Origin of the sequence: Pseudomonas sp. S06B 330 (assembly GCF_002845275.2) — a bacterium.
In the GTDB taxonomy this organism is placed as follows: Bacteria; Pseudomonadota; Gammaproteobacteria; order Pseudomonadales; family Pseudomonadaceae; genus Aquipseudomonas.
The window spans coordinates 441,009-465,687 of record NZ_CP088149.1 but is presented as its reverse complement, the minus strand read 5'-3'; the positions used below and the strand labels follow the sequence as shown (position 1 = coordinate 465,687).

The 24,679-nt window shown below is 59.5% G+C and carries 20 protein-coding genes; 12 read left to right on the top strand and 8 right to left on the bottom strand.

The features are described 5' to 3' along the window. The first annotated feature begins 144 nt into the window (after positions 1-144). Positions 145-1,296 (top strand): lysozyme inhibitor LprI family protein, encoded by a 1,152-nt coding sequence (locus tag CX511_RS02155; protein WP_101293077.1) that lies wholly within the window; start codon positions 145-147, stop codon positions 1,294-1,296. 4 nt (positions 1,297-1,300) lie between these two features. Here the strand turns inward: CX511_RS02155 and CX511_RS02150 are convergent, their stop codons facing one another. Then, the gene (locus tag CX511_RS02150; protein WP_101293078.1) at positions 1,301-2,494 is read right to left on the bottom strand and encodes an MFS transporter; all 1,194 of its coding nucleotides are present in this window, start codon (positions 2,492-2,494) and stop codon (positions 1,301-1,303) included. Positions 2,495-2,711: 217 nt separating this feature from the next. Here CX511_RS02150 and CX511_RS02145 point away from each other — a divergent pair, with 217 nt between their 5' ends. Next, positions 2,712-4,376: an FMN-binding glutamate synthase family protein gene (locus CX511_RS02145; RefSeq protein ID WP_101293079.1), complete on the top strand. Its 1,665-nt coding sequence runs from the start codon at positions 2,712-2,714 to the stop codon at positions 4,374-4,376. 30 nt (positions 4,377-4,406) lie between these two features. On the opposite strand, the gene CX511_RS02140 is transcribed toward CX511_RS02145, so the two are convergent. Then, entirely contained in the window at positions 4,407-5,708 is a 1,302-nt protein-coding gene (locus CX511_RS02140) for an OprD family porin (protein ID WP_045180869.1), read from the bottom strand. A gap of 354 nt (positions 5,709-6,062) precedes the next feature. Here CX511_RS02140 and CX511_RS02135 point away from each other — a divergent pair, with 354 nt between their 5' ends. After that, positions 6,063-8,147 (top strand): TonB-dependent receptor, encoded by a 2,085-nt coding sequence (locus tag CX511_RS02135; protein ID WP_101293080.1) that lies wholly within the window; start codon positions 6,063-6,065, stop codon positions 8,145-8,147. A 515-nt stretch (positions 8,148-8,662) separates the two neighbouring features. Here the strand turns inward: CX511_RS02135 and aguA are convergent. The 3 genes from aguA to CX511_RS02115 form a co-directional block, all read right to left on the bottom strand. Further along, complete coding sequence (gene aguA, locus CX511_RS02125) at positions 8,663-9,769, bottom strand: agmatine deiminase (protein ID WP_101293115.1); 1,107 nt, start codon at positions 9,767-9,769, stop codon at positions 8,663-8,665. 60 nt (positions 9,770-9,829) lie between these two features. Beyond that, positions 9,830-10,708, bottom strand: a complete 879-nt coding sequence (gene aguB / locus CX511_RS02120; RefSeq protein ID WP_101293081.1) for an N-carbamoylputrescine amidase — start codon at positions 10,706-10,708, stop codon at positions 9,830-9,832. A 186-nt stretch (positions 10,709-10,894) separates the two neighbouring features. Further along, the gene (locus CX511_RS02115; protein WP_101293082.1) at positions 10,895-13,801 is read right to left on the bottom strand and encodes an aminotransferase; all 2,907 of its coding nucleotides are present in this window, start codon (positions 13,799-13,801) and stop codon (positions 10,895-10,897) included. Between the two features lie 210 nt (positions 13,802-14,011). On the opposite strand from CX511_RS02115, the gene rfbB reads away from it, so the two are divergent. Genes rfbB through CX511_RS02080 form a run of 7 tightly spaced genes read left to right on the top strand, consistent with a single transcriptional unit; the run spans position 14,012 to position 21,091 of the window. Then, positions 14,012-15,094, top strand: coding sequence for a dTDP-glucose 4,6-dehydratase (gene rfbB / locus CX511_RS02110; protein ID WP_101293083.1), 1,083 nt, complete (start codon positions 14,012-14,014; stop codon positions 15,092-15,094). Next, positions 15,091-15,966, top strand: coding sequence for a glucose-1-phosphate thymidylyltransferase RfbA (gene rfbA, locus CX511_RS02105; RefSeq protein ID WP_101293084.1), 876 nt, complete (start codon positions 15,091-15,093; stop codon positions 15,964-15,966). The genes rfbB and rfbA overlap by 4 nt, the downstream gene beginning before the upstream one ends. Further along, positions 15,963-16,508, top strand: a complete 546-nt coding sequence (gene rfbC / locus CX511_RS02100; protein WP_045180889.1) for a dTDP-4-dehydrorhamnose 3,5-epimerase — start codon at positions 15,963-15,965, stop codon at positions 16,506-16,508. The genes rfbA and rfbC overlap by 4 nt, the downstream gene beginning before the upstream one ends. An 11-nt stretch (positions 16,509-16,519) precedes the next feature. Next, positions 16,520-17,380 (top strand): dTDP-4-dehydrorhamnose reductase, encoded by an 861-nt coding sequence (rfbD, locus tag CX511_RS02095; protein ID WP_045181273.1) that lies wholly within the window; start codon positions 16,520-16,522, stop codon positions 17,378-17,380. A gap of 35 nt (positions 17,381-17,415) precedes the next feature. Next, on the top strand, positions 17,416-19,230 hold the full coding sequence (locus CX511_RS02090; protein ID WP_045180892.1) for a sensor histidine kinase: 1,815 nt from the start codon (positions 17,416-17,418) through the stop codon (positions 19,228-19,230). Beyond that, positions 19,227-20,639 (top strand): sigma-54-dependent transcriptional regulator, encoded by a 1,413-nt coding sequence (locus CX511_RS02085; RefSeq protein WP_045180895.1) that lies wholly within the window; start codon positions 19,227-19,229, stop codon positions 20,637-20,639. Before CX511_RS02090 ends, CX511_RS02085 begins: the two co-directional genes overlap by 4 nt. Further along, complete coding sequence (locus CX511_RS02080) at positions 20,636-21,091, top strand: YiiD C-terminal domain-containing protein (RefSeq protein WP_045180898.1); 456 nt, start codon at positions 20,636-20,638, stop codon at positions 21,089-21,091. Before CX511_RS02085 ends, CX511_RS02080 begins: the two co-directional genes overlap by 4 nt. Here the strand turns inward: CX511_RS02080 and cysQ are convergent. Together cysQ and nudE are read right to left on the bottom strand one after the other, a co-directional pair. After that, positions 21,080-21,907 (bottom strand): 3'(2'),5'-bisphosphate nucleotidase CysQ, encoded by an 828-nt coding sequence (gene cysQ / locus CX511_RS02075; RefSeq protein ID WP_045180901.1) that lies wholly within the window; start codon positions 21,905-21,907, stop codon positions 21,080-21,082. The genes CX511_RS02080 and cysQ overlap by 12 nt on opposite strands. Then, a complete protein-coding gene (gene nudE / locus CX511_RS02070) occupies positions 21,904-22,470 on the bottom strand; it encodes an ADP compounds hydrolase NudE (protein WP_045180904.1) in 567 nt (188 codons plus the stop codon). The genes cysQ and nudE overlap by 4 nt, the downstream gene beginning before the upstream one ends. Before the next feature lie 80 nt (positions 22,471-22,550). Between nudE and yrfG the strand changes: the two genes are divergently transcribed. Then, entirely contained in the window at positions 22,551-23,213 is a 663-nt protein-coding gene (gene yrfG, locus CX511_RS02065) for a GMP/IMP nucleotidase (protein WP_045180907.1), read from the top strand. Positions 23,214-23,216: 3 nt separating this feature from the next. Here yrfG and lysM read toward each other — a convergent pair whose 3' ends face one another. Further along, a complete protein-coding gene (gene lysM / locus CX511_RS02060) occupies positions 23,217-23,657 on the bottom strand; it encodes a peptidoglycan-binding protein LysM (RefSeq protein WP_045180910.1) in 441 nt (146 codons plus the stop codon). 84 nt (positions 23,658-23,741) lie between these two features. On the opposite strand from lysM, the gene CX511_RS02055 reads away from it, so the two are divergent. Continuing rightward, a complete protein-coding gene (locus CX511_RS02055; protein WP_045180913.1) occupies positions 23,742-24,629 on the top strand; it encodes a LysR family transcriptional regulator in 888 nt (295 codons plus the stop codon). Positions 24,630-24,679: the final 50 nt, after the last annotated feature.

Sequence of the window (24,679 nt, the reverse complement as noted above, 5' to 3'; positions counted from 1 at the left end):
AGTTTAGGCAGGGTGAACTGTGCAAAAATTAACCAGGATCAATAGTTTTGCGGATAACCATGACGCTCGTCAGCTTGTGCTTTTGCGGTTATGGCCAGCACTGCCTTATCATCCAGCCCCCGTTCTTGTGCACATGGATGTCTGATGAAAGCCTTCACGCGCCTGCTACCTATCGCCCTGCTCGCCGCCTGTCTGCCCGGCCACACAACCTTCGCCGCCAGCTTCGATTGCAGTAAGGCCGGCACGCTGGTGGAAACAGCCATCTGCAACACACCAACACTGTCGACCAAGGACGAGCAGCTCAGCGAACTTTACCTGCCGCTCAAGCACCAGAAAATTTACCGTGAGCTGCAGCGGCAATGGCTGCGCGATGTACGCAATCATTGCGACTCGACAGCGTGTATTGAGTCCGCTTACGACCAGCAGATAGCACGGCTGACGCCGCCACCGGAGCGCCCACGCGTTGCGGCGCCGCCACTGACCCCTACGCCTGGCCAAGAGCCCTACAGGAGAATTGAGGACGCACCGTGGCAACGCTTTGCCCTGGCAACAATCCCCGAGATCAAGACCAACGCCTATGCTCGGGTGGTCGATGTGACGACCGTGGACGGCGTGCTGAATGTGGTAATTTTTGTCGGCGAACAGGCAGACCTCACGGTCAGCAGCCCTAGCAGTGTCTATGAGCGTCGCTACTTCGGCTCGCTCTACGAGTATTCCGATGCGCGCCCAGGGCTCCATCCCATTGCCCGCGACATTCGCTTCAGCGGTTGGGGCCGGACCGGCGCCAACGATCAAGGCGAACGGTACGCTGGCATCATTGACGGGGTGTTCTACTATCGCCAACGCATGCGTGGCGAGGCCGAGCAAAGCATGGCCTATACCTTGGGTTCCAGGACTGTGCCGCAACCGTCGACACAGCTCTACGCCACTGAATCCAGCAGCAAACGCTTTTCCAAAGCCATCATTGCCAGTGACCTGAACGTCGATAACACTGGGCTGCTGTTGATTTACCCCTTCCTGCAGGACGACAACGTCTACGATCGGGTGATGAGCTCAGATGACAAGGGCTGGAGCCTGATGAACCCGATCTGGAGTCCAACCCGGCCGGTGTTGTACTTCGATAACAACGGCGACTTCGCCTGTGTCTGGCGGGTTGATCTGGAGAACAAGACGCTGGAGAAGATCGTCCCTGAGCATGAAGCGGTTGCCGCGTTTCCGGCCGACGCCTTGGGCCACGAGGCCGTCGTTTACCTCGAGGCCAATCAACTGAAATTCGCCATCGCCCCTGGACCTTGAGAGTTCAGCCCAGCGCCGACAGCGTAGCAGTACGTCGGCGTCCGTACAGACGACCAATGCTGACAGCCCAGTTGATCAGGGCTACCGCTAGCAGGCTGAACATCATGGCTTCGGTGCCGCCACTGACAATCAGATTGCCCGCCAGCCACGGAAAGCCGAACACCCCGAGAAAGTACGCCAGGCTGAACAACAGCAGGGCTTGCGGGGTGTAGCCGGTCGGCGCCTGATTAGCCGCCAGGCCGTTGATCACCGAGTAGTTCAGGCCATAGCCGACGCCCAACAATGCCGCAGCCAGCAGGTAACTGAGGTTGCCCTGCACCCACCAGCCCAATGCCACGACCGCCAGGACGATAAAGCCCGAGAGCAGGCAGGACGCACGATAGGCATCGCGCTTGACCACCCAGCCGGCAATCAACAAGCGACAGCCAATTGCGGCGCTCATGAAACCGATGAAAAACAGCGAATAGTCCAGACCTCGCGCCGCGGCGTAGGAGGTTTGAAAGCTGCCCAAACCACCGAAAATTGCCCCGCCCAGGCCAACCATGAGAATCGGCCAGCGCGCCGCCGAGCCCAGCACCTGTGCACTGGCCCGGCGGCTGATACCGACGGGGTTGCACGCGTGGCGAGGCTGACGTGCCAGATGATTGAAGATCAGCAAACCGATGAATGCCGCCAGGGCCGCCGCATAGAATGCCGTTTGCACCGGCATGGCGAACACACTGGCGAGCTTGCCCGCCAGCGGTCCCGAGCCGATACCACTCATCATGCTGCCCGACAGCAGGGCGAAGCAGTGAGTGCGGCGTGAGGGCTCTACTCGCTCAGCGACCAGGATCGGCCCGAGGGTATAGAACGAGCCCCAGCCAAGGCCAAGGGTCAGACCACAGAGCATCAGGCCGAAACCGATGCCCGGCATCAGGGCAAAACCTAGACAGGTAACCACCAGGCATACCGCTGAGAACGCGATGGCTCGCGCCGATCCCGAGCGATCAGCCAGATGGCCACTGCCGAGTACAGCGACAACAGTGCTAAGCATCGCCAGGGAGATGATCTGCCCGGCATCCTGCTCGTTGCCTGCGCGGGTACTGACCAGCAAAGACAAAAGAAAGGTCGAGCCATAAGACAACGACAGCAGATAGCTGGCCAGGCACAGCAGGCCGAAACCACGATTAGCCGGTTCAGTATGGGTAGCGGAAGTCACAAGGCTTCACTCGCAAAAAACTGAAGTTGCCTTGTAGCACGACGACGGGTGACGGCAGTTATGCACATGCTGGAGTTGAGTTCAGTCAACAACAAACTATCGCCACGCCAACCGGGTCAAGCACCTGGGGGATAAAAGTCTTTTACCGATTTCACGGGTTTTCCACCGGCACGCTTGCCCTATCCTTGGCAGGATCTCTCATATCAGTGGAAGATTCATGAAAGCTTCGCTTCCCAGCCGCTACGCCGTTCTGGCCGGCTGCCTGCTCTTCACTTGTATCAGCCTGCCCTACCTTGCGACCCATGCTTGGCTCTGGCCCTTCAGCCTGATCTGCGCGGTACTTAGCCTGGTTGGCCTTAACGATCTGCGACAAAGCCACCACGCGGTTCGGCGCAACTACCCGATCCTGGGCAATATCCGTTACCTGATCGAAACCATCCGCCCGGAAATCCGTCAGTACCTGCTCGAAGGTGATGACGACAAACTGCCCTTCTCCCGTGCCCAACGCTCACTGGTGTATGCCCGGGCCAAGAATGAAAGCGCCGAGAAGGCCTTTGGTACGCTCAACGATGTTTATCGACCAGGCTTTGAGTTCATCAGCCATTCAATGCTGCCGGCCGACACGCCCGACCCCGCCTCGTTTCGCATCGCCATCGGTGGCCCGCAGTGTCGCCAGCCTTACTCAGCCTCGATCTTCAACATTTCGGCCATGAGCTTCGGCGCCCTCAGCGCCAACGCCATTGCTGCACTCAACCAAGGGGCGAAACAGGGGCGCTTTGCCCATGACACCGGTGAAGGCAGCATCAGCCCGTATCACCGTGAACATGGCGGCGACCTGATCTGGGAAATTGGCAGTGGTTACTTCGGTTGCCGCACTGCCGCTGGCCGCTTTGATCCCGAACGCTTTGCCGATCAAGCGCGCGATCCACAGGTGAAGATGATCGAAATCAAGCTCAGCCAGGGCGCAAAACCCGGGCATGGTGGGATTTTGCCCGGGCACAAGGTCAGCGCTGAAATCGCGACCACGCGTGGCGTGATGGTCGGTGAAGATTGCATCTCACCTGCAGCGCACAGTGCCTTTCGCACCCCTGTCGAGTTGTTGCAGTTCATCGCACAATTGCGTGAGCTGTCTGGCGGCAAGCCTGTGGGTTTCAAGTTCTGCCTGGGCCACCCATGGGAGTTCATGGGTATTGCCAAGGCGATGCTGGCAACCGATATCGTCCCGGATTTTATCGTCGTCGACGGCAAGGAAGGTGGCACCGGCGCTGCGCCGCGCGAGTTCAGCGACAACATTGGCGTGCCCATGCGTGAAGGCCTGATGTTCGTGCACAACACCCTGGTCGGCCTGAACCTGCGCGACAAGGTACGCATCGGTGCAGGCGGCAAGATCGTCAGCGCCTTCGACATCGCCAGCGTGCTGGCCATCGGCGCCGACTGGGTCAACTCGGCGCGCGGCTTCATGTTCGCCATCGGCTGCATTCAGTCGCAGAGTTGTCATACCAACAAGTGCCCTACCGGCGTGGCGACTCAAGACCCGCTGCGACAACGTGCACTGGTGGTGCCGGATAAAGCCGAGCGGGTCTACAGCTTCCACCGCAATACCCTGCATGCCCTGGCCGAGATGCTCGCGGCCGCCGGGCTTGAACATCCCTCACAGCTCAAGCCCAAACACCTGGTGCGGCGTATCAGCACCAGCGAGATTCGTCAGTTTTCCCAGCTGCACGTGTTCCTCAAGCCCGGTGAGTTGCTCAGCGGCTCGATCAACAGTGAGTTCTACGCGCGGATGTGGCGGATGGCTCGAAGTGACAGCTTTGAGCCGGAGACTGGCGAGGTGCTGGCGAACTCGCCCGCTGTACGTCGAAAACAAACAACCCCGGCCTGAGCCGGGGTTGCTGGAGACGCCAGACAACTATCAGAACAGGTTGACTGGGTACTCAACGAACACACGAACTTCGTTACCGTCGTCGTTGTAGCCGTTCAGGCGAACGCTTTCGGAAGTACGCAGGAACGAACTACGCAGTTTGACGGATAGGTCCTTAGCTGGACCTTCCTGAACCACATACTTGAACTGGTTGAAGATTTCGCGCTCTTTACCTTCACCGAAGCCGTGGGTGTTGATGTTGTCACCACGCACGTAGGCTACTTTGTAGGTCAGGCCCGGCACGCCGAAGGCGCCGAAGTCCAGGCCATAGCCGATCTGCCAGGAACGCTCGTCTTCAGCGTTGAAGTCGGACCAGTAGGAGTTGGCCAGGTAGATGGTCGAACCACCGTCACCCACGCCACCGGCGTTCTGGTAGAAGCCGTATTGATAACCGGTGTCGCCAGTACTGCGCTGGTGAGCAAGGGTGATCGAGTGTGGGCCGAAGGCATAAGTAGCCGCCAGGCTCCAGATGGTGTTGGAGTCGCCGGTCAGATCTGCGGCAGCGACGTACTTCTTGTCGATATCAGACTTGTAGCCGTTGAAATCCAAGGTCAGGGACTGGTCGTCCGAGATCGGGTGAACGTAGTTCACGCCCAGGTAGTACTTCTTCAGTACGTCTTCAACATCGGAGCCGTATACCGAAGCCGACAAGTTTTCGGTGAACTTGTAGCTACCGCCGAGCACGTTGATCGACTTCAGGCCACCGCTGTCACGACCTTCAGCACTCTTGCGCGCTTCCTGGGTGAAGCGACCGGCGTTCAGCTCCAGGCCCTTGATCTCTTTAGAGGTGATCAGGGTACCGGTGTAACTCTCAGGCAACAGGCGACCGTCGTCGTACTGCAGCACTGGCAGCTCCGGCATTTGGTCGCCGTACTTCAGTACTGTATTGGAGACACGGAATTTGACCGCGGCGCCGCCACGAGCAAGGTTATGCGGGGAATTCTGCTGGTTGGTCGCTGAGTCGCCATCGGCCGGTTTGAAGAAGTCGATACCGGCGCCACCGTTGCGACCTTTACCACCGTCCAGACGCACAGCGTACAGTCCGAAAGCATCCACACCGACACCGACGGTGCCCTGGGTGAAACCGGAGGAGAACTTGCCGATGAAGGCCTGGCCCCACTCGCTCTGATCTTTGGTGCCGTGTTTCTTGTCACGGTTGATGAATGCGTTGCGCAGCAGAACGCTGGCAGTGCTGTCTTCGACGAAGCCGTTAGCGCTGGCCTGATCATTGGCCGAAGCTTGAGTCGCCGCCATAAGCCCCAGCGCGATCAAGCTGATCCTGGTTTTCAACATTTTATTTTCCTTATTACGAGTCAAATACGCTCTGCGACCTACGCCAGAAACCACGCCCCCTGCGTGGGTTGACGCTCGCGGGTCAGAAAATAAAAAGCCCGCATGCGAGTGATCGCAGCGGGCCTTTTATTCTGGACTCTTGGCTCATGGGCCTACAGGCGTTGACCGAATCCTATCCGCGTGCGGATCAGCGTGTCAAAAATTCGTGAAAAATAACCCTGCGAAACAATTAGATACATAAACACGCGGGCGCAGTCGAGAAACGATTAACATAAGTAAATAGCAAGCATTATCATTCGCGCCGAATTTCAATACCTCTTTCGTCTAACTCGCTCTCCCCTTCGGATGCTCTTAATGCCTGCCCCCTGCCGCCTGTCACCCCTGACCTTGGGTGTCTCCCTGTTTCTCGGTTCCGCCATGGCGATGGCCGCCAGTACTACCCTGCCTGAGCTTTCGGTTACCGCCGAAAGTGATCCCGACCAAGATGATCCGCGAGTCAAGGAAGTCAGCACCGCCACCCGCACCTCAACACCTGCCCGTTATGTTCCCCAGGCTATCGACGCGGTGAAGACCAGCAACGTAATGGACTACGGCACTAACGACCTGGGCAAGGCGCTGAACGGCATTCCCAACGTCAGCAACGGCGCCGATACCCGCTTCGACAGCGTGCGTATCCGTGGCTTCGACGCCAGCAATGACTTCTACCTGGACGGCATCCGCGACGACAGTCAGTACGTGCGCGACTTGCACAACATCGAACGTATCGAGGTACTCAAAGGCCCGGCTGCCGTGTTGTACGGGCGCGGCAGTCAAGGCGGGATCGTCAACCGCGTGAGCAAACTGCCAGAAGCCGGCCGACGCTCAAGTATTGAAGCTCAAGGGGGCAGCGAAGACCTGCGCAGCCTGTACGCCGACCTCAGCGCCGATCCGTCGGATAACATCAGCCTGCGCCTGAACCTGGGCAACCAGGACAACAACAGCTTCCGCCACGGCATCGACGGCAGCCGCCAGCTGTTCGCCCCATCCATGAGCTGGCAACTGACTCCGGAACTCAACTGGCTGGTGCAATACGAATACAGCCGTTACAACCGCACGCCTGATCGTGGCATTCCGAGCGTCAATGGTCGCCCGGCCGATGTTGACCGTGACACTACGTATGGCGATACCCAACGCGACTTCATCGACGACAAGGCACAATCGCTGCGCTCACGTCTGAACTACCAACTCAGTGAAAACTGGCAGGTGCGTCACACCCTTGGCCTGTTCAAGCTCAACAGCGACTTCGACAACACCTACCAGAACGGCTACAAGGCCAGCACCAATCAGGTCACTCGCCAGCGCTGGCAGCAAGACCTCAATACCCGCAACCTGTTCAATAACCTAGAACTGGAAGGCAACTTCGACACCTTCGGCCTGCAGCACACCTTGTTGACCGGCCTGGAGGTCGGTAATCAGCGGCGCGATCCGTTGCTCTACAAATCAGCGACAGAAGTGCCGAGCGTAGACCTAGACAATCCCGACAGCGACGCGCAATACAATGGCCTGATGGTGCCTTCGAGCAACAACCACACCGTGGTCGATAGCCGTGGCCTGTACATCCAGGACCAACTGCGCCTGAACGATCAGTGGCAAATACTGGCAGGGGTACGCTTCGACCAGTTCGAAGTCGAAACCACCAACAAGCTCAAGAATATTTCCGAGAAGCAGGACAGCACCAGCACCAGCCCTCGCCTGGGCGTGGTCTATTCGCCATGGAAAGAACACTCCTTCTACGCCTCCTGGAGCAAAACCTTCTCCCCAGTGGGTGGCGGTCTGATCGGCATTACCCCGGGTGCACCTGGCAACAGCAATGAAACCAGCCCTGAAGAAACCCGGCAGAAGGAAATCGGGGTCAAGAGCGACTGGCTCGACGAACGCCTGAGCACTACCTTGGCGATCTACGAACTTGAGCTCTACAACCGCCGCACCAGCGACCCGAACGATCCTGGCGTTACCTTGCTGACCGGCCTGCAGCGTTCGCGCGGGGTGGAACTGACCGCCACCGGCAACATCGTCGGCAACTGGTACGTCCGGGGCGGCATCGGCATTCAGGATGCAACCATCGTCGAAGACAACAACAACCAGGAAGGCAATCGGGTGAGCAACGTCGCCAAACGCAATGGCAGCGTGTTCGTGACCTGGAAACCCGAGATGGGCTGGTATGGCGAGACCGGTCTGACCCTGGTCGGTGAACGTTATGCCGACAACCAGAACACTGCAGTACTGCCTGGCTATGGTAGTTGGGATGCCTTGGCCGGTTTCCGTACCAAGGACTGGGACCTGCGTGCGGCGTTGACCAACATTACCGACAAGACCTACTACAGCTCGGCCACCAGTGCCGCGCAGATCCAGTTCGGTGATCCACGCAGCCTGGTAGTTACCGGCACCTATAGCTTCTGATGCTAGAACGGTAGCCGCTGCCGCAGGCTGTGATCGACTGCGTAGCAGTCGCAACCCAACCAACTCGGTGATGGGTAACTACGGCCGCTTGGCGGCCGATCGCAGCCTGGCGGCAGCGGCTACGACAGATCCAGCAGGGTTGCGATTCACTCACCCAGCAGGGCTTCAAGCTCTGCTTCTGTAATCAACCCTCGCGGATAGCGCTCCAGCAACGAGCGGCGGTGATCGGACTTCCTGCCCCGGATGGCTCCATTACTTTTCAACCACTGCGCCACCCTTCGCAGGGCCGCGCCATTCAGTACGGACGAAGCCGACTCACTTACTGCATTCATTTCGACACGTACTCCCTGGGCCGTGAGTGGCTAACCTACTCAAACTTTGTGACAGAACAATGCTGTCCTATCTGCTTGAAATACAATGCAAAACAAATACAAGAGGTGTGCCAGATAGCAGCGCCGATTGTCGCCGCCCATAAAAAAACCCGTCCGAAGACGGGTTTTTTTATGGGCGCAAACTCAGCCTTTGAACGGTGCCGGTTGTTGCTGGGTCAGGCAGTGGATGTTGCCCCCACCCAACAGCATTTCGCGACCGGGGATCATCACCACTTCGTGGTCCGGGAAAACCCGAGCGAGAATCGCTCTAGCCTCGGCATCTGCCGGATCGTCGAAGCTCGGGGCAATGATGCCGCCATTGACGATCAGGAAGTTGACGTAGGAACCGGCCAAGCGCACGGATGGGTTTCGCTCCTGGCTACCGGCCACCGGATCGACGCCGGCACACTCTTCTTCAGTGGCAAACAACGGACCCGGAATCGGCATCTTGTGCACGGTAAAGGTGCGACCTTTGGCGTCACGGCTGTTCTGCAAGACCTCAAGTGCGGCGTGGCAGCGCGCGTAGTTGGGGTCTTGTGGATCATCTGTCCAGGCCAGTAACACTTCACCTGGGCGCACGTAACAACAGAAGTTGTCGACGTGACCATCGGTCTCGTCGTTGTACAGGCCATCGGGCAGCCAGATGATGGCGTCTACCGCCAAGTGATCGCGCAGGATGGCTTCGATCTGCTCACGGTTGAGGTGAGGATTGCGGTTGTGGTTGAGCAAGCATTCTTCGGTGGTGATCAGGGTGCCTTCACCATCGACGTGAATAGAGCCACCTTCGAGCACAAAGCCCTCGGTGTGATAACGCTGGCAGCGTTCCATCTCGAGGACCTTGCTGGCCACTTGCTCGTCACGGTTCCAGGGCGAGTACAGCCCGCCCTCGAAGCCACCCCAGGCGTTGAAGCCCCAGTCAACTCCGCGCACTTCACCGCTGTTGTTGATGACAAAGGTCGGACCGGTATCACGCACCCAAGCGTCGTCGTTGCTGATTTCCACCACGCGAATGTTCGGGGCATCCAGACGGGCGCGGACGTTGTCGTACTGGCCGGCCGAGACGGCTACGGTCACCGGCTGAAAACGGGCGATGGCCTGGGCCAGCGCCACGTGTGCAGCTTGTACTGGTTTGCCGCCCAGGCGCCAGTTGTCTGGACGCTCAGGCCAGACCATCCATACCTGGGTTTGCGGTGCCCATTCGGCTGGCATGTAAAAGCCGTCGGCGCGTGGGGTGCTGGTCAGGGTCTTCATGAGTAAACCTTTGCAGTATTCGACGCAGGCCTGGTAACCCACGTCGAGGTCATTGAATGATCAGGATTCCAGCGCGCCGTCGAGGGTTTTCACCGGGCCGTACAGGTTTGGACGACGGTCACGGAAAGTGCCCCAGGCGCTGCGGATGTGCTCCAGTTTGTCGAGGTCGAAAGTATGCACCAGCACGCCCTCTTCGGTCTCGTTGAGCGCTTGGACTTTCTCACCAAACTGGTTGGCGATGAACGACGAGCCGTAGAAGGTGATGTCGTAGCCGTCCTGTTCTTCGGTACCGATGCGGTTGCTGGCGATCAGCGGCATCAGGTTGGCGCCCGCATGGCCCTGCTGCACACGCTGCCAGTGATCTCGCGAGGAGATGGTCTTGTCGTGCGGCTCGCTGCCAATGGCTGTCGGGTAGAACAGCACTTCGGCACCGAGCAGCGCCATGCTACGCGCGCACTCCGGGAACCACTGGTCCCAGCAGATGCCTACGCCGATCTTGGCGTAACGGGTCTGCCAGACCTTAAAACCGGTATCGCCCGGATTGAAATAATACTTTTCGTGGTAGCCAGGGCCATCCGGGATGTGGGTCTTGCGGTACAAGCCCAGGTTGCTGCCATCGGCATCAATGATCGCGATGCTGTTGAAACGCGCACGACCGGCCAGTTCGAAGAAGCTGATCGGCAGCACCACCTGCAGCTCTTTGGCGAGCTTCTGGAAGTGGGCGATTGCGGCGTTGGTTTCAACCGGCGTGGCCAGTTGCAGGTAATCCGGATTCGGCTTCTGGCAGAAGTACGGGGTTTCGAACAGCTCCTGAATCAGGATGATCTGCGCGCCTTTTGCTGCCGCTTCGCGGACCAGCTTTTCGGCAGTGGCCAGATTGTCCTGACGATCCCAGGAACACGCCATCTGGGTGGCGGCGACAGTAACGGTGCGGCTCATGAAAACCTCCTCGAAGGATGACTGGGCCGGCTGACCGTGCAGACGACCGAAAACAGATTGCAGGGGTGGACGGACGACTTTATATCCGATAAATATCGGCTTTGAAAGCTGAGATATAAAAATAACAGGCACAAAAAAGCCGGTTAACCCGATAACAATCGAGTTAACCGGCTTTCAGCTCGCGAGCTAGAGGGCTTCTGAGAGCACCCTGTCGATGCTGTCTACGAAGAAGTCCACGCTCTCCCGAGTGGTGCACATCGGCGGCTTGATCTTGAGGATGTTCAAGTAATCGCCAGTTGGCTGCATGAAAATTCCCAGGTCACGCAGACGGTTACATAAGGTGGTGGTTTCTTCGCTGGCCGGCTCCAGGCTGGTGCGGTCGCGGACCAGCTCCAGGCCCAAGTAGAAGCCCGAACCATGGACGGCACCCGCTAGCGGATGTTTATCGACTAAACCTTGCAGGCGCGCCTTGAAGTACCTGCCCACATCTCGGGCGTTGTCCCACAAACCTTCCTCGCCCATGACATCCAGCACGGCAATGCCGATCCGGCAACTGACCGGGCTGCCGCCGGCAGATGAGAAAAAGTAGCCCTCAGCTTCCAGCGCTTCGGCTATCTCCCGACGGGTGATCACCGCCCCCAGCGGCTGGCCATTGCCCATACCCTTGGCCATGGTGATGATGTCCGGCACCACGCCTTGTTGTTCAAAGCCCCAGAAATACTCACCAAGCCGGCCATAGCCGACCTGTACTTCATCGGCGATGCACACGCCACCGGCGGCACGTACCTTGGCATAGGCCTGTTGCAGGTAACCCGACGGCAATGAAATGCCACCAGCATTGCCATACACCGGCTCGCAAATGAAGCCGGCCAGTTGCCGCTGATCGGCAGCCACGGCTGCCAGCTTGGCATCGACGTCACGCAGATAGTCGGTGCTGCTGTCGTCACCGCGATAGGCACCGCGGTAGGTGTTCGGCGCAATCACCGGATGCACCCAGTCAGGCCGAGTGCTCAGCGCCTGGGGGTTGTCGGCAATCGAGGTGGAAATCGCGTCGGTCGCCACTGACCAGCCGTGGTAGGCCTCCAGCACGCTGAGCATGTCCCGGCCACCGCTGTAGGCCCATGCCAAACGAATGGCCAGGTCGTTTGCCTCGGTGCCACTGTTGACCAGGAACACCCGGTCCATGGTATCGGGCGCCAGCTCCAGCAAGCGTTCGGAAAACTCGGCAATGGCCGCGTAATGAAAGCGTGAGTTGGTGTTGAGCAAGGACCACTGCCGAGCCGCTTCACTGGCCATCCGCGGATGACCATGGCCAAGTACCGCGACATTGTTGAGCATGTCCAGGTACGCACGCCCCTGCATGTCGTAGAGGTAATTGCGCCAGCCACGTTCGATATGGGGTGGCTGTTCATAGTAGTGCTTCTGCGAGCGGGCAAAACTGGCGTCGCGACGCTCAAGCAATTGCTGTGCATCAACCAGCGGCTCAGCGTCACAGGCGAACCCAAGCACGGCTTGCGGCGATGGGCATAGGGCTTGCCAGGCAACGGCCCGCGAAGGCACCACAAAGGAGGGCGGGCACAGGCCAGCAACGCGGCAGAGCTGGACGCTCAACAGCCCATCGATGTGCCCCAGGCACTGACCGTTGGTCAACTGCGACCCGGATTCGGGGGCATCGACCAGCCCACGCAACCACAGGCTGCACTGCGCGCCTTGCAAATACCCCTCGCCATCGGCCGTGTTTTGCCAAACCCCCGGCCAGGGGGCTTGCAACGCAGTCCCCGTAGGCAGCTGCAGCTCAACGTGCAAGGCAAAGGTCTTCGGCTCTTGCGGATTGTCGATATGGGTTTGCGACAGACGGTACTGCGCATAGAGCGAGCAAGCGGCCCCTTGTGCACTGGCCTGCTCACGCAACAGCTGCTGGTCGATACCGGGTTGCTCCCAGTTACCGGCATGGAAGTGGTTGCTCAACACCCCCAGATCCACCGACGTGACCCTGTTGGCCTGCACGCCAGGCAGCAACGGGCTTGCCTGCAAGGGCGACAGGGGTAGGTCGAAGCCGGTGATTTGCAGAATCGCAGCTTCCATCAGTTCGAATGGGACGCTGGTGGCAACATCAAAGATTTCCCATTCGTGTCTAAGGTTGTCACGAATGTAGTTATTGCCTGGATCGACACTCAGTTGCTGCTCACTGCTGAGCACCAGCACAGCGGCGCGCGCCACGATCATCGGCCATAGCGCCTGGAGTTCAACTTGGCTCAGCGGATTCAGCGCATGGTAGGCCTGAACGGCTGGCAAGATGCGTAGCGGATCGCCCTCGGCATGATGGAGCAAGGCCGCGCAGGTCACCGACAGGTCGGCAATACGCCAGGTGCGCAACAAGTCGCCGAAATCGATCACGCCGCACAGTTGCCATTGCCGTTGTGCGTCCCGTTGCCAGACGGCGTTGTCATCGGTGATGTCCAAGTGCACCGCTTGCATCGGCAATTGTTCGATCAACGGTTGCAAACGCTGTTCGGCCTTAAGGGTGGCTTCGAGCAGTTGCGCCTTGCGCGGTCCGTCGTTGAGCACAGGTGACAGGTGCGCGATCAGGGCTTGGGCATGCTGCGGGTCCCATTGCAATGTGCGCTCAAGCCCTGGGTGACTGAATTGCACCAAGGCCTGATCGATACGTGCGCAGAGCCTGCCCAGTTCAGCGACCAGCGTTGGTTCCATGTACTTGAGCCGGGTCAGTGGCTGACCTTCGATGTACTCAAGCAGACGCACGCGCAAGGCCTGGCCCTCCACCTCCAGTGCCAGTAACTGTGCACCGGAATTTGCAGTAATCACTGCGGGTACCGGCAACTCACGCTCGCGCAAGTAACTGAGGGCCGCATGCTGGGCTTGCAGTTCAGCGGCGCTATAATCGCCATGGCAGATTTTCAGCACATACCGCCCTTGCGCGCTGTCAACGCGAAAGTTCAGATCCTGCTGGCTACCCAAAGGCTGCAATGAACCACTGAGCCCATAGTGCTCCTGCAATATCCGCAGCGCTTGCTGCTCGCTGACATCAGGGCACGGTTGGCTGGAGCGGTGGAGCAAGGTACTGAGCGGCATGACGGGACCTCATTTTTTTGTTGCTTATATCGCCACTGCTTTTGCCGAGAAGCAAGATTAACCGCTAAAATCGCGCAAATTTTGCTCAACTGCTCAATGCTTTCAGGGAAAACTCGACTGCTCAGCGCTTTTTGCTTGCTCCAGTCCGCTCCCCACCACAAGCTATGCGCTTAATGTTCAATGTCCGTTATGGAAGAAAGGCAGTCCGACATGCGAATTCTCATCACCGGCGGAGCCGGCTTTATCGGTTCGGCGCTGGTGCGTCACTTGATCACCAATACCGAACACGAAGTGCTCAACCTCGATAAGCTGACGTATGCCGGCAACCTTGAGTCGCTGACCAGCATCGCGACCAATACCCGCTATGAGTTTGTTCAGGCCGATATTGCTGATCAAGCGACTGTCAGCGCTGTACTGGCACGATTCCAGCCACATGCCATCATGCATCTGGCGGCTGAGTCGCATGTCGACCGCTCGATCGACGGCCCGTCTGATTTCATCCAGACCAACATCGTCGGGACCTACAGCCTGCTAGAGGCCACTCGCGCCTACTGGCTGACCCTGCCGGCGCAAGAGCGTGCGGCATTTCGCTTCCATCACATTTCCACTGACGAAGTGTATGGCGACCTGCATGGCGTCGATGACCTGTTTACCGAAACGACGCCGTATGCACCAAGCTCCCCTTACTCTGCAAGTAAGGCGGCGTCCGACCACCTGGTCCGCGCCTGGCAACGTACCTATGGCCTGCCGGTACTGATCACCAACTGCTCAAACAACTACGGGCCGTTCCACTTCCCGGAGAAGCTGATTCCACTGGTGATTCTCAACGCCCTGGCGGGCAAACCGCTGCCGGTCTATGGCAACGGCCTGCAGGTTCGCGACTGGTTGTACGTCGAGGATCACGCCCGTGCCCTGTTCAAAGTTGTGACCGAAGGCAAGGTCGGCGAGACCTACAACATCGGCGGGCACAACGAGCAGAAGAACATCGACGTAGTCCGTGGCATCTGTGCGCTGCTTGAAGAGCTCGCGCCCGAACGCCCCGCCGGTGTCGCCAACTATGCCGACCTGATCACCTTCGTCCAGGATCGCCCAGGCCACGACCAGCGTTACGCCATCGATGCCAGCAAGATTGAGCGCGAGCTGGGCTGGGTCCCGGAAGAGACATTCGAAACCGGCCTGCGCAAGACTGTGCAGTGGTACCTGGACAACCTGCCATGGTGCCAGCGCGTACAAGACGGTAGCTACCAAGGACAGCGCTTGGGCGCCAGTGACTTCAAGGATCTTATTGCATGACCAAAGGTATCGTTCTGGCAGGGGGCTCCGGCACCCGCCTGCACCCCATCACCCTGGGTGTTTCCAAGCAACTGTTGCCAATCTACGACAAACCGATGATCTACTACCCGATTTCGGTGCTGATGCTGGCCGGTATTCGGGAGATCTTGCTGATTTCCACGCCTCATGACTTGCCGCAGTACAAGCAACTGCTGGGCGACGGCAGCCAGTTCGGCATCGAAATCAGCTACGCCGAACAGCCCTCTCCCGACGGACTGGCCCAGGCTTTCCTGATCGGTGAAGAGTTCATCGGAGACGATTCGGTCTGCCTGATTCTGGGCGACAACATTTTCCATGGCCAGGGTTTCAGCGAGCAGTTATTGCGCGCCATCAAGCAACCCACAGGCGCAACGGTGTTCGGCTACTGGGTCAAAGACCCGGAGCGTTTCGGTGTGGTCGACTTCGATCAGGACGGTCGCGCCCTGTCGATCGAAGAAAAACCCGCCAAACCCAAGTCGCCTTATGCAGTGACCGGCCTGTACTTCTACGACAACGATGTGGTGAACATCGCCAAGAACGTCAAGCCGTCGCCACGTGGCGAGCTGGAAATCACCGACGTCAACAATGCCTACCTGCAACGCGGTGACTTGCGCGTCGAGCGTTTCGGCCGTGGCTTCGCCTGGCTCGATACCGGTACCCACGACAGCCTGCTCGAAGCTTCGCAGTACGTGCAGACCATTGAGCACCGTCAAGGCCTGAAGGTTGCCTGCCTTGAAGAAATATCCTTCCAGCAGGGCTGGATCGATCGCCCGCAATTGCTGGAACGCGCCAGGATTTTCGGCAAGACCGGCTACGGACAATACCTCTACGGTCTGGCGGAAGAGCATCAATGAACGTCATCACTACCGACCTGCCAGGCGTGCTGATCATCGAACCAAACGTGTTCGGTGATAGCCGCGGTTTTTTCTATGAGAGCTTCAACGCCGAGGCGTTCAAAGACAAAACCGGCGTCACCACGACCTTTGTCCAGGACAACCATTCGCGCTCGCAGAAGGGTGTGCTGCGCGGGCTGCACTATCAACTGGAAAACACCCAGGGCAAGCTGGTGCGTGTCACCCACGGTGAAGTGCTGGATGTGGCTGTCGATATCCGGCGCAGCTCGCCACACTTCGGCCAATGGGTTGCGGTAAGGCTGTCCGCCGACAACCATCGCCAGCTGTGGGTGCCGGAAGGCTTTGCCCATGGTTTTGTCGTGCTCAGTGACAGTGCCGAGTTCCTCTACAAGACCACCGACTACTACAACCCGGCGGCCGAACGCTGCATTCGCTGGGACGATCCGGACCTGGCCATCGACTGGCAACTGGATGCTGCGCCGCAACTGTCCGCCAAGGACCAGGCCGGTAAATGGCTGAAAGAGGCGGATCTGTTCCCATGACCGCACGCCGACTGAACATCCTCATCAGCGGCCAGCACGGCCAGGTTTCCCAAGCGCTGCAACAGCGCTTGGGCGACCTTGGCCAGTTGCATGTGCTGGGTCGTGATCAGCTCGACCTGGCCAAGCCCGAAGGCATCCGTGAACACGTGCAGGCACTCAAGCCTGACCTGATCATCAACGCCGCCGCCCATACCGCGGTAGATCAGGCCGAAAGCGAGCCGGAACTGGCCTTTGCAATCAATGCCCAGGCTCCCGGCATCTTCGCCGAGGAAGCCGCCAAGCTGGGCATCCCGCTGATCCATTACTCCACCGACTACGTGTTCGACGGGAGCAAGGCTGGCGCTTATAGCGAAGACGACCAACCCAACCCGTTGGGCGTCTACGGGCGTAGCAAACTGGCCGGCGAACAGGCCATTGCCGCTGTTGGTGGTGAGCATTTGATCCTACGCACGAGTTGGGTGTACTCGCAGCACGGGCGCAATTTTCTGTTAACCATGCAGCGCCTGCTGCAGGAAAAACCACAACTGCGCATAGTTGCCGACCAGTTCGGGGCACCGACCTGGGCGGGCACCATTGCCCAGAGTACCCGCGCTCTGATCGAACGCTGGCTGGCGGGCCAAGCCGGCGCTTGGGGCACCTATCACTTGACCGCTCAGGGCGAGACGTCCTGGTTCGGTTTCGCCCAGGCCATTGGCGAACACCTCAAGGCCCAAGGCTTGCCTTGTGCCGAGTTGCTGCCGATTGCGTCGAGCGAGTACCCAACGCCTGCACGTCGTCCGCTGAACTCGCGCCTCGATTGTGGCCGCCTGCAACGCGAGTGGAATGTCAGCCAACCGCACTGGCAGCAAGCGCTGATTGACTGCCTGAAGTAGCGCATAATGCGCCAGATCATTCTGGCGCAGTTACGATGACCAAGACTCCACCTCTTCCCCGCCGTCCTCGATGGCGCAGCCTGGCACTACTGGCGATATGCCTGGCGCCTTTGCTCTGGCCCTTGCAGCACTTGGCCAAGCACTACTACCAGGGCGAACTGGCCGGCCAGAACCGCCAGATCCTGGACCTGTACGTCGCCAACTTGCTCGGCACCCTGCACCGCTATGAAACCCTGCCGCAGATCCTCGGTGACCTGCCCGCCTTGCGTGCGGTGCTGGCCGATCCAATCCGCCTGGAAACCCTGACCAACGCCAACCGCCTGCTCAAGAACATCGCCACCCAGACGGGCGCCGAAGTCATGTACTTGATGGATGCCAAGGGCAACACATTGGCGGCCTCCAATTGGGACAAGCACGATAGTTTCATTGGCCGAAATTTCGCATTTCGTCCTTATTACACTGAAGCCGTTGCCGGACGCCTGGGACGCTTCTTTGGCCAGGGCACGACATCGGCCAAACGCGGCTATTTCTTCGCCGCCGCCGTGCGTGACGGCGACGAGATCATCGGTGCATTGGTAGTTAAGGTCGATCTGGATCACACCGAAACCCTGTGGGGTAAAACCCCCGAGCAGTTACTTCTGACTGACCACAACGGCGTGGTGATCCTGACCTCCCGCCCAGACTGGCGCTTCCGTGCCACCCGGCCGCTGACCGACGCTGAACGCGAGGCGATTACCGCCATCCAGCCCTACCCGACCCAGACGCCTCAGCCCCTGAACCTCAACGAGCAAGCCTGGTTGATCCAGACCCAGGCTATCGAGGAAACCGGTTGGCAGGTCAGCATCCTCGCACCGAGAACCTTGATCGACCGTTCGGTAAACACCGTGGTCGCAATCGGTGCCGCCGCCTTGCTGGTACTGATGCTGTTGCTTGGTTTGATCATGCAACGTCGACGTCACTACATGGACCGCATCGACTTCGAGGCTCACGCACGCCAGGAACTGGAGAAGCGGGTGATTGAACGCACCGCCGACCTCGAAGGCCTGAACAGCCGCCTGAAAAGTGAAGTACTGGAGCGTGAGCAAGCCCAGCAGGAATTGGTGCGAGCCCAGGACGAGTTGGTCCAGGCCGGCAAACTGTCGGTACTGGGGACCATGTCGGCAAGCATCAGTCACGAACTCAATCAGCCGCTGGCGGCAATCCGCAGCTATGCAGAAAATGCCGAGATCCTCCTCGACCATCAGCGCACCGATGACGCACGCAGCAACCTCAAGCTGATCAGCGAACTGACCGGGCGCATGGCCTCGATCATTGCCCACCTGCGTGCGTTCGCTCGTCGTGACCGTCATGCGCCGGAAAGCGTGGCACTGCAGCCAGCGCTGGATGACGCCTTGGCCCTGCTGGCCAAACGTCGCCGGGCCATGGCCGTGGAGTTGGTGCGCGATCTGCCGGACGCGACGCTATGGGTCCAGGCGGGTGAGACCCGCTTACGTCAGGTACTGGGAAATCTGTTAGCCAACGCCCTCGATGCCCTGACCGAAAAAGCCAACCCGCGCAGGCTCATGCTCAGTGCCGAACAGCGCGACGGCAACGTCTACCTCTACATTCGCGACAACGGTCCCGGTTTCACCAGCGAAGCGCTGGCCCGTGCCCGTGAGCCCTTTTTCACCACCAAGACACGTACCCAAGGTCTTGGGCTGGGCCTGGCGATCTGCGATACCTTGATGCGCGCGCTAGGCGGCGAGTTGCTGCTTGGCAACCACCCCGAAGGTGGCGCCCTGCTTACCCTGCAACTGCGCATGGCCAAACCCGGCGCCAACCTGCAAACCTCGGAGGACCCATCGGCATGACAACCGAGCCGCTCATTGACAGTCAGGTACAGGTGATCCTGGTCGACGACGACCCACACCTGCGCCAGGCACTGAGCCAGACCCTGGATCTTGCCGGCCTTAAAGTCTTGTCCCTGAGCGATGCCCAGAACCTGGCCGGACGCATCGAACCGGACTGGCCAGGCGTGCTGGTCAGCGATATCCGCATGCCTGGCATCGATGGCCTGGAGCTGCTGCAACAGGTGCATGCCCAGGACCCCGATCTGCCGGTGTTGCTGATTACCGGTCATGGCGACGTGCCCCTGGCGGTACAGGCCATGCGCGCTGGGGCCTATGATTTTCTCGAGAAACCCTTCGCCAGCGATGCCCTGCTCGACAGCGTGCGCCGCGCCCTGGCCCTGCGTCGCCTGGTACTGGACAACCGCAGTCTGCGCCTGGCCCTGAGCGACCGCCAGGAACTGAGTACGCGGCTGGTTGGCCACTCGTCGCCTATACAGCGCCTGCGCGAGCAAATCGGCGCGCTGGCCGGCACCCGCGCCGATGTACTGATCCTCGGCGAGACGGGCGCAGGCAAGGAAGTGGTAGCCCGAGCGCTGCATGACCTGTCGAGCCGACGCGACGGTCCTTTTGTCGCTATCAATGCCGGCGCCCTGGCCGAATCGGTGGTCGAAAGTGAACTGTTCGGCCACGAACCCGGTGCGTTCACTGGTGCGCAGAAACGCCGAATCGGCAAGTTCGAGTTCGCCAATGGCGGCACGCTGTTTCTCGATGAAATCGAAAGCATGAGCCTGGATGTACAGGTCAAACTACTGCGTTTGCTGCAGGAACGGGTGGTCGAGCGCCTGGGTGGCAACCAGCAGATTCCGCTGGATATCCGCATCATTGCCGCTACCAAGGAAGACTTGCGACAGGCTGCCGACCAAGGCCGCTTCCGTGCCGACCTTTACTACCGCCTGAATGTCGCCCCCCTGCGTATTCCGCCGCTGCGCGAACGCGGTGATGACATCCTCGTGCTGTTCCAGCATTTCGCCGATGCTGCCAGCGCGCGTCATGGCCTATCGGCTCACGCGTTGCAACCGGCGCAGCGTGCGCTGTTACTGCGCCACAATTGGCCAGGCAACGTACGTGAACTGCAAAATGCCGCTGAACGCTTCGCCCTAGGGCTGGAGCTGGCGCTCGATGGCGAAGCACCACCACATTTCCAGGAACACCCTGCAATACCTGGCAGTGGTAACCTCAGTGAGCAGGTCGAGCACTTCGAGCGTTCGCTGATTGCCGCCGAACTGACCCAGCCGCACAGCTCCATGCGCAGCCTTGCCGAAGCACTCGGGATTCCACGCAAGACCCTGCATGACAAGCTGCGCAAGCACGGCCTGAGCTTCGCTGACAGCAACAGCAGCACTGACGATCTGGAGGACAACCGCCCATGACCACAGACAGCCACTACCTGGAGTCAGTGCTACACAGCGACATCCCCCTGACCCGCGAGATGGGTTTGCAGGTACTCGACTGGCAACAGCACCAACTGCGCCTGCAGCTGCCGTTGGCCGCTAACGTCAACCACAAGAGCACTATGTTCGGTGGCAGCTTGTACTGCGCGGCCGTACTGGTTGGCTGGGGCTGGTTGCACTTGCGCCTGCGTGAGGCAGGGATCGACGACGGTCATATCGTCATTCAGGAAGGGCACATCAGCTATCCGCTGCCAGTGACCGGAGTAGCTATCGCCGCCTGCCAAGCGCCGGAGGAGAAGGTTTGGGAACGCTTCGTTGCCACCTACCAGCGCCGTGGTCGTGCGCGCCTGAACCTGCATACACAAGTCACCAACGCCGGTAGTGATGAGGCCGCCGTGCTGTTTAGCGGCCAGTACGTGCTACACCGTTGAAGCCAGCTGCAGTAGGCGCTCACGCCACGGCGCAGCGGCCGGCAAGGCCAGGAAGTGGGCATTGAGCAATGACTCACGCGGCGGGTAGGTAAAGGCTTGGCCATTCAGACTAAGCACTTCACCGCCCGCGCCCTCCAGAACACCCTGGGCGGCAGCGGTATCCCACTGGGACGTCGGCGCCAGACGCGGATAGCAGTCGGCGGCCCCCTCGGCCAGCAGGCAGAATTTCAACGAACTGCCGATATTGGCAAGCTGCAATTCACCGACCGCAGTACTCAAGCCCGCCAACAAGGCTTCCTGCTGCGGGCTTGAATGCCGTCGGCTGGCGACCACGGTAAACCCCGCCCCCGCAGGTGGCGCCAGACGCACCTGGATTGCCTGTGGCGCGGCATTAGCCTCGGCACACCAGGCACCAATACCCTGGCCACCAAAGTAGCAACGTCCATTGGTGGGAATTGCCACGACGCCAAACACCACACGGCCCTGCTCGATCAGGGCGATATTGACCGTGAACTCTTCAGAACCGGCAATGAACTCCTTGGTGCCGTCGAGCGGGTCGACCAGCCACCAGCGCTGCCACCGCTGACGCTCACTCAAGGGAATATCGCAGTCCTCTTCAGACAGCACCGGGATCTGCGGGGCCAACGCCTGCAGGCCCTTGGCAATCACCTCATGGGCAGCCAGGTCGGCAGCAGTGACCGGCGACTCATCGAGTTTGGTCGTCACCGCCACATCGACGCGCCAGAACGGCAGGATGGCCTGGCCCGCCTGCCGTGCCAACTCAACCACCTGATGCATCAACTGTTGATCATTCATGCGCTGAACGCCCCACGCTGGGTCAGCAGATCACGCACCAGATACAACGCCGCCAGCGCGCGGCCTTCGGAAAACTGCGGGTGCTGGGCCAAGGCCGAAAGCTCGCGCAGGTTGATCTTGTCGACGCGCATTGGCTCTGGCTCATCACCTTCCAGGCGCTCCTCATACAGATCGGTGGCCAACACCACCTGAATCTTCTGGCTCATGTAGCCCGGCGACAGCGACAACTCGGTCAGGTGCTCAAGTTGATGAGCACCATAGCCCGCCTCTTCCTTGAGCTCGCGGTCGGCTGCTGCCAGCACATCTTCACCCGGCTCGATCAGGCCTTTGGGCAAGGACAGCTCGTATTCATCGGTACCACCGCAGTACTCTTCAACCAGCACCGCATGCTCGGCATCGAGCATGGCCACGATCATCACCGCGCCATAACCGTTACCACGCCCCACAAGCCGTTCGTAGGTGCGCTCGTTACCATTGGCAAAGCGCAACTGCACAGCTTCGACCCGAAACAGGCGGCTGCTGGCGACAATCTCGCGGGAGAGTACGGTAGGTTTCTGGCGCATGGGGCGGCTCCTGGGCGTGAACGGGTTACTATACCGTGGCTTGCCCGGCCACTGTTGCCCTGACTGTCCGAGAATTTCATATGCCCGTTTTAGCCTGGTCCACCATCGACACTGTACTGCTGGACATGGACGGCACCCTGCTGGACCTGCACTTCGACAACCACTTCTGGCTCGAACACCTGCCCCAGCGCTATGCCGAGCTGCACGGCATCAGCCGGGCAATGGCTGAATTGGAAATGCAGCCGTTGTTCGAGCAGCACGCAGGCTCGTTGAACTGGTACTGCCTGGACTTCTGGAGCCGCGAGCTGAATCTTTCAGTACGCGACCTCAAGCTCGAGACCGCCCATCTGATTGCCCTACGTCCGGACGCTGACACCTTTTTGCAGGCAATCAAGCAGGCCGGCAAACGGGTGATCCTGATCACCAACGCCCACCGCGACTCGCTGTCATTGAAATTGGAAAGAGTAGAGCTTGCACCTTACTTCGAACGCCTGATCAGTTCCCACGACTATGGCTACCCCAAGGAAAATCCACAGTTCTGGGATGCATTGCAGGCCGATATCGGCTTTGCTCCGCAGCGCAGCCTGTTTATCGATGACACCTTGTCGATCTTGCGCAGTGCCCGCGACTTTGGCGTGGCGCACCTGCTTGCGGTGCGCCAGCCGGACAGTCGCAAAGGGCCACGTGATACCGAAGAGTTCGCCGCCGTGGAGGACTACCGGACGCTGCTCGAAGGGCTTTGAGGTTTACTCGGGGATACGCAGGGTCTGGCCGGGATAAATCTTGTCCGGATGACTGAGCATCGGCTTGTTGGCTTCGAAGATTTTGTTGTACAGGTTGGCATTACCGTAAACGGTCAGAGATATGGCGCTCAGTGTGTCGCCTTTTTTCACCACCACAAAGCGCGCGGCAGTGGCCACCGGCCCAGTGACGGTAATCTGGTCATCGACCTCAGCAACCCCAGCAATGTTACCCAGCGCCAGAAGGATCTTCTCTTTTTCTTCCTGACTGGAGACCTCACCGGTGACGATAACCTTGTCGCCCTCCACCGTCGTCTGAACGTTCGGGTTACCCAGTCCGACTTTGGCCACATGGTCCTTCAACTGCTCGCTGGCATTGGCATTACCCGGCGTCAGCAGGTCGATGATTTTCTCGCCGGCCTCTTTGATGAAACTGAAAATGCTCATACCGCTCTCCTTGGTTATGAATCTCGGAGCCTGCAGTCTAGGACAGGTTAGAATGCTTCGCCTGCTTTGCGCCAAGGAGCGACGATGGACATCAAACAACTCAAATTCCTCATCGCCCTGGATGAAACCCGCCACTTCGGTCAAGCCGCCGCCCGCTGTCATGTGACCCAACCCACGCTGTCCATGCGCTTGCGCAATCTGGAGCAGGAACTGGATCTGGCCCTGGTTAACCGCGGTCAGCGCTTCGAAGGCTTTACCGCCCAAGGAGAGCGCGTATTGGCTTGGGCACGCACGGTGATTGCTGCCTATGACGGCCTGCATGCCGAAGCCGCTGCCTGTCGCGGTCACTTGGTCGGTAACCTGCGGTTGGGAGTGGTGCCCCTGTCGAGCTTCGATCCCTTGCCATTGCTGCAACGCTTGCACCAGCATCACCCGGACCTGAACTTCGAACTCAGCGCGCTGAGCTCCGAGCAGATTCTCGAGCAGCTGACCAGCAATCGTCTGGATCTGGGAGTCTCCTACCTAGAGCGCCTGGACCACGACCGCTTTCTGTCGCTGCCCCTGGGCGAGACGCGCATGGGACTGATGTATGACCCAGATCATTTTCGCTTCGACGAGCAGCCCTTAAGCTGGCAAGCATTGACCGAACTGCCACTGGGCCTGCTGACCGCCGGCATGCACTTTCGCCAGTCGATCGATCACAACTTCCACAGCCGTGGCCTGCAACCGCGCTTGCTGTTGCAGACTGATGCCGTCCATCAGTTGGTCCAAGCGGTTCGCGGTGGCCTGTGTTGCGCGATCATGCCACTGGCTGCAGGTTTGGAAGTGCTGACCGAAAAGCTGCGCCTGCAACCAATAGAGCAGGCCTGCACCCTGGCGCCACTGGGCCTGATCATGCGCCGCACAGCGCCGCGCTCGGCCTTGGCCGAAGCTTGCCTGGCTGAATTTCAAGCCCTGCAAAGTGGTGTCTGATCGACGCCACCTATCAATGCATCAGCATTAGCGATTAGACGATAACCGAG